The organism is Streptomyces sp. NPDC107654, assembly GCF_055639035.1.
The window spans coordinates 1-6,686 of record NZ_JBVKBI010000052.1 but is presented as its reverse complement, the minus strand read 5'-3'; the positions used below and the strand labels follow the sequence as shown (position 1 = coordinate 6,686).

The following is a 6,686-nucleotide window of genomic DNA, read 5'->3' as shown; positions in this document are numbered from 1 at the left end:
CCGACGACCCGCCCGACGCACAACGCGCGAGCCTCGGCACGAACAAGCCACCATCACGGACCGCGACCTGCGGCTCACCCGCGGCCAGGACAGCGCCGAGCGACGCCTCCACGTCCACACCCTCGGACACATCCAGCAGCACGATCCGATCGGGATTCTCCGCCTGCGCCACCCGGACCAGACCCCACACCGCCGCAGCAGCCGGATCCGTCACCGACCGCACACCACCCGCGGGCACCGCGCCCCGCGTACGGATGACGAGGCGCGTTCCCTCCAGCCTGGGCTCGGCCAGCCAGGCCTGGACGACGCCCAGCGCCCTGCTGGTCAAGGTGAGCGCCGCTGTGTCGTCGCCACCGTCCGCTGCGCAGTCGAGCAGCGCGGCGGCCGGTGGTTCGGCGCCGGCCGCCAGTGCGCTCACCTCGCTCGGGTCGGCCAGCGCGGCCCATTCCGGTACGGCCGGGGCCTGCCGGGGCGCGGGCAGTTCGGTCCACTCCACCCGGAAGAGCGCGTCGTCCGCGCCGAGGGCGGAGTCCGCCGTGGCCAGGTGGTCCGCGGGGACCGGCCGTAGGGTCACGGCGTCCGCGGTGAGAACCGGGCCGCCCGTCTCGTCGGCGGCCTCGACCGACACGACGCCGGCGGTGGACCGTACGAGCCGGGCGCGCAGCACCGTGGCGCCCGTGGCGTGCAGGACGACCCTGTTCCACTCCAGCGGCTGCCACACCTGGGCGGCGTCGCCGGCGACGGCTTCCCGGACGGCGGGGTGCAGGACGGCGTCCAGCAGCGCCGGGTGCACGCCGTACCGGTCGGCCTCCGTCTGGTCCTCCTCCGCCAGCGCGGCCTCGGCGAACAGCTCGTCACCGCGCCGCCACAGGCCGCGCAGGCCCTGGAAGAGGGGGCCGTAGGCGTGGCCGTGGGCGATCAGCTCGGCGTACAGCTCGTCCGTGCCGGCCCGCTGTGCGCCGGGCGGCGGCCAGGCGGTGAAGTCGTAGCCGCCGGTCGCCGCGGCACCGGCCGCCGGCGCGAGGATTCCGGTGGCGTGCCGGGTCCAGGTGACCGGCCCGTCCGCCCCGGCGGTGTCGTCGGGGGCCGCGTACACCTCCACGCTCCGGGCGCCGGTCCCGTCCGGCCCGCCGACGGTGATCTGGAGGCGTACGGCGCCCTGTTCCGGGACGACCAGCGGTGCCTCGACGACCAACTCGTCCAGCACTCCGCAGCCGACCTCGTCACCGGCTCGCACGGCCAGCTCCACCAGCCCGGCGCCGGGCACGACCACCACTCCCCCGACGGCGTGGTCGGCCAGCCAGGAGTGCGTGCGCAGGGACAGCCGGGAGGTGAGGACCAGCCCGTCCGACTGTGGCAAGGGCACCACCGCGCCCAGCAGCGGATGTCCGGCACCGACCAGCCCCAGGGCCGCCGCGTCGACCACCGACTCCGCCATGCGCAGCCAGTAGTGCTGGTGGTCGAAGGCGTACGTCGGCAAATCCACGTGTACGTCGGTGGCGCCCTCGGGGAGCACGGCCGACCAGTCCACCCTGGCACCGCGCACGAACAGCTCCGCCACGGACAGCAGCAGCGTCTCCGCCTCACCGCGCTCGTCGCGCAGTGCCGGCACGCTCACGGCGTCCTCCCCCGCCGACTCCGCGATGGCACCGCTCAGGGCGCCGCCGGGGCCGAGTTCCAGGAACACCGATCCGCCCGTGGCCCCGATGCCGTCCGCGAAACGGACGGGACGGCGAACGTGGTCCACCCAGTACACCGGATCGCTCAACTGCCCCGGCTCGGCGAGCCGGCCCGTCACGTTCGACACCACCGGCATCGTCGGCTCGTTCCAGGACAACCCCGACAAGGCCGCGGCGAAGTCCGACAGCATCGGCTCCATCAGCGCCGAATGGAACGCGTGCGAGACGGTCAGCCGCTTCACCCGGCGGCCCTGCTCGCGCAGCTTCTCCGCCACCGCCAGGACAGCCGTCTCGTCACCGGACAGCACGACCGAGCCGGGCGCGTTCACCGCCGCCAAATCCACGCCGTCACCGAGGTGTTCGGCGACCTCCGCCTCGGTCGCGGCAACCGCCACCATCGCACCGCCCGACGGAAGGGCCTGCATCAGCCGACCCCGCGCCGCCACCAGAGCCGCCGCATCCTCCAGCGACAGCACACCGGCCACATGCGCCGCGACGACCTCACCGATCGAATGCCCGGCCACCACGTCCGGCCGCACACCCCACGACTCCACCAGCCGGAACAACGCCGACTCCACCGCGAACAACCCGGCCTGCGTGAACACCGTCCGGTCCAGCAGACCGTCACCCGCGGCACCGAAGACCACGTCCCTGACCGACTGTTCCAGACCAAGGTGCGTGTCCAGGGCGGCACAGGCATCGTCCAACGCCTGCGCGAAGACGGGGTACATGGCGTACAACTCCCGCCCCATGCCGACCCGTTGCGATCCCTGTCCGGGGAAGACGAACACCGTCTTCCCGTCGACCCCCGTGCCCGTGACCACCGAGGGTGCGGTCTCCCCCTCGGCCAGTGCCCGCAGCCCGGCCACCGCCTCCTCACGGGACCCGGTGACGATCACGGCCCGCTCGGACAGCATCGCCCGCCGGGACACCAGGGCCCCGGCGACGGCCGCCAACGGGGTGTCGCTGTCGTCGACGAAGCCGGCCAGTCGTCCGGCCTGTCCGGCCAGCGCACCGGTGCTCCGCGCGGACACGACCACCGGCACGACACCATCGGCCGGTGCGGGTGCCGTCGGCTCGGTGGCGGGCTCCTCCGGTGCCTGTTCCAGGATCAGGTGGGCGTTCGTGCCGCTGACGCCGAAGCCGGACACGCCCACCCGGCGGGGCCGGTCGATGTCGGGCCAGGGGCTGGTCCGGTGGAGGAGTCGGACGGCGCCGGCGTCCCAGTCGACGCGGGTGCTGGGTTCGTCGGCGTGCAGGGTGGCGGGCAGGACGCCGTGGCGCAGGGCCTGCACCGTCTTGATGACGCCGGCGACACCGGCGGCGGCTTGGGTGTGGCCGATATTGGACTTCAACGAGCCGAGCCACAGGGGCTGTTCGCGGTCCTGGCCGTAGGTGGCGAGGAGGGCCTGGGCCTCGATCGGGTCGCCGAGGACGGTGCCGGTGCCGTGACCCTCCACCGCGTCCACGTCCGCCGGAGTCAGCCCGGCGTTGGCGAGCGCCTTGCGGATCACCCGCTGCTGCGAGGGACCGTTGGGGGCGGTCAGGCCGTTGGACGCGCCGTCCTGGTTCACCGCGCTGCCCCGCACCACCGCCAGGACCCGGTGCCCCTTGCGCTGCGCCTCCGACAGCCGCTCCAGCACGACCACACCCGCGCCCTCGGCCCAGCCCGTGCCGTCCGCTGCGTCGGCGTACGACTTGCAGCGGCCGTCCGAAGCGAGGCCCCGCTGCCGGGAGAAGTCCACGAAGGTGTGCGGGGTGGCCATGACGGTGGCGCCGCCGGCCAGGGCCATCGAGCACTCGCCGCGCCGCAGGGCCTGGGCTGCGAGATGGATGGCGACCAGGGAGGAGGAGCAGGCGGTGTCCACGGTGACGGCCGGACCCTCGAAGCCGAAGACGTAGGAGATGCGGCCGGAGGCGACGCTGCCCGCGCCGCCGGTGCCGGCGTAACCCTCCAGTTCGGCAGGGAGGTTGCCGCCGAAGAAGTAGTCGACGCCCATGATGCCGTTGAAGACGCCGACGTCCGCGCCCTTCAGCGACAGGGGGTCGATGCCGGCCTGTTCGAGTGCCTCCCAGGACGTCTCCAGCAGCAGGCGCTGCTGCGGGTCCATCGCCAGCGCCTCACGCGGGGAGATGCCGAAGAAGTCGGCGTCGAACAGGCCCGCGTCCCGCAGGAATCCGCCCTGGCGGGCGTAGGTGGTGCCCGTCTTGTCCGGGTCGTCGTCGAACAGGGCGTCCAGGTCCCAGCCGCGGTCGGCGGGGAAGTCGGACACGGCGTCCCGGCCCTCGGCGACCAGGCGCCACAGCTCCTCCGGCGTCGTCACGCCGCCGGGCAGCCGGCAGGCCATGCCGACGATGGCGACCGGCTCGTCCGCGCTCCGCCGGACCTGTCGGCGCAGGTCGTGCAGTTCGGTCGTGACGCGCTTGAGGTACTTGAGGAGTTCCTGCTCTGTGGCCATCTTCCATTCCTCACCGAGGGTTTGACGGTCCGCGACAACGTGACGGTCAGACGATTCCGAGTTCGTCGTTGATGAAGCCGAGGACTTCATCGGCGGAGGCGGATTCCAGTTGGTCCGCCACGGCGGAACCCTCGGTCTCCTCGACGGCTCCGTTGCACTTCGCGACCAGGCCCTGGAGGCGCAGCACGATGTCGGCCTTCTTGGACTCGTCGGAAAGCAGTCCGGCGATCAGTGACTCGATGTCCTCGATCTTTTCGCGCACCAGGGACAGGGCGTCGTTGGTGGTGCCCAGTTCCGCGTGGAGGTGGCGGGCCAGAGCGAGCGGGTTGGGGTAGTCGAACACGACGGTGGCGGCGAGTTTGAGTCCGGTGGTCTCGCGGAGCCGGTTGCGCAGTTCGACGGAGGTGAGCGAGTCGAAACCGGCGTCCTTGAACGCCGTCTCGGGGCCGACCTGCTCCGCCCCGGCGTGGCCGAGGACGGTCGCGACGTGGCCGCGGACGAGATCCAGGAGCAGCGCCTCCTGCTCCTGCGGGGCGAGTCCGGCGAGCCGGCGGGTGAGTCCGCCGGTGCTGTCCCCGGCCGTGCTGCGGACCGGCTGGCGGCCGGTGCGGACCAGGCCGCGCAGCAGGGGCTGCACGGCGCGTCCGGCCGTGGCGTCGGCGCGCAGGGCCCGCAGGTCCAGCTTGATGGGGACCAGGAGTGGCTCCGCGGTGTCCAGGGCCGCGTCGAGGAGCCGCATGCCCTCGGCGGGGCCGATGGGCAGGACGCCGCCCCGGCTCATCCTGGCCTGGTCGGCGGTGCCCAGGTGGGCGGTCATGCCGCGGGTCTGCTCCCACAGGCCCCAGGCGAGCGAGGTGGCGGGCAGCCCGGCCGCCCGGCGCTGGTGGGCGACCGCGTCGAGGTAGGCGTTGGCGGCGGCGTAGTTGCCCTGGCCGGCCGAGCCGAACAGGCCGGAGGCGGAGGAGAAGACGGCGAACGCCGTGAGGTCCAGGCCGCGGGTCAGCTCGTCCAGGTGCCGTACGGCGCTCACCTTGGGGGCGAAGACACGGGCGAGGCGTTCGGGGGTGAGGGCGCTGATCACGCCGTCGTCCAGGACACCGGCCGTGTGGACCACACCGGTCAGGGGGTGCTCGGCCGGGATCGAGTCCAGCAGGTCGGCCACCGCCGTACGGTCGGAGACGTCCGCGGCGACCAGGGACACCGACTCGGCGCCCAGCCCGGCCAGCTCGTCCGCCAGCTCGGCGGCGCCCTCGGCGTCCGGTCCGCGCCGGCTCGCCAGCACCAGGTGCCGTACCCCGTGCCGCTCGACCAGGTGCCGGGCCACCAGCGCGCCCAGCGAGCCGGTGCCGCCGGTGACGAGGACCGTGCCCTCGGGACGGAACGCCACCGTCGGTTCGCTCCCGGCCGCCCGCACCAGACGCGGTACCGACAGTTCCGCGCCGCGCACCGCCACCTGCGGCTCGCCGGAGGCGAGGACCGGGGTGACGAGGTCGTCGGGGGGTGTGTCGGTGGCCGGGTCCAGGTCGAGCAGGACGATCCGGTCGGGGTTCTCGGCCTGGGCGGCGCGGACCAGGCCCCATACCGCCGCGCCGGCCGCGTCGGTCACCGCGGCGGCTCCGCCCGCGGGCACCGCGCCCCGGGTGACCACCAGCAGCCGCGCGTCCTCGAACTCCGGGGCGGCGAGCCATGCCTGGAGGACCTCCAGGGCGGCGGTGGTCCGGGTGAGAGCCTCGGTGCCGTCACCGTCGTCGTCACCGGTGCCGTGCAGTTCCAGGACGGCGGCCTGGGGCACTCCGTCCTTCAGCGCGGTCACCTCGGCGGCGGTGGTGACCCGCTGCCAGGTGAGCGCCGGTGTTCCGGCGGGCGCGGCCAGTTCGGTCCAGGCGACCCCGAACAGGGCGTCGCGGCCCCGGTCGGCCGTCGCGGCGGCGTCGAGCTGTTCGACGTCCACCGGGCGGAACGTCACCGAGTCGGCGGTGAGGACGAGTCCGCCGTTCTCGTCGGCCGCGACGAGGGACAGGACGTCGGTGCCGCGCGGTGCGATCCGCACCCGCAGGGCCGAGGCGCCGGCGGCGTGCAGGACCAGGCCGTTCCACGCGAACGGCAGGACGTTGTGCCCGTCGTCGGGCTGGGCGAAGGCGTCGGTGTGCAGGGCGGCGTCCAGCAGGGCGGGGTGGAGGCCGAAGCGGGTCGCCTCGTCACGCCGCTCGTCCGGCAGGGCGACCTCGGCGAAGATCTCCTCACCGCGCCGCCACACCGCCCGCAGGCCCTGGAACGCGGGGCCGTAGGCGTAGCCGTGGCTCGCCAGGTCGGCGTAGAAGGAGGCGGTGTCGAGGCCGACCGGTTCGGCGCCGGCCGGGGGCCAGACCGTGGTGTCGAAGGCCGGGGTGTCCGCGGCCGAGGGGGTCACGGTTCCGGTGGCGTGGCGGGTCCAGGCGTCGGCACCGATCTCGCCCGCGGTGTCCTCGCGGGCCGAGTAGACCGCCACCGTCCGCGAGCCCTCCTCGTCCGGTCCGCCGACGGCGACCTGGACCCGGACACCGCCCTG

Annotated in this window: 2 protein-coding genes; both read right to left on the bottom strand. The window is 74.1% G+C overall.

Features of this window, described 5'->3' with window-relative positions:
* On the bottom strand, positions 1 to 4,138 hold a 4,138-nt coding region (locus ACZ7N4_RS38910; protein ID WP_471368720.1), incomplete at its 3' end, for a type I polyketide synthase.
* A gap of 46 nt (positions 4,139 to 4,184) precedes the next feature.
* The coding region (locus ACZ7N4_RS38905; protein WP_471368718.1) for a type I polyketide synthase at positions 4,185 to 6,686 on the bottom strand (2,502 nt) is incomplete at its 5' end.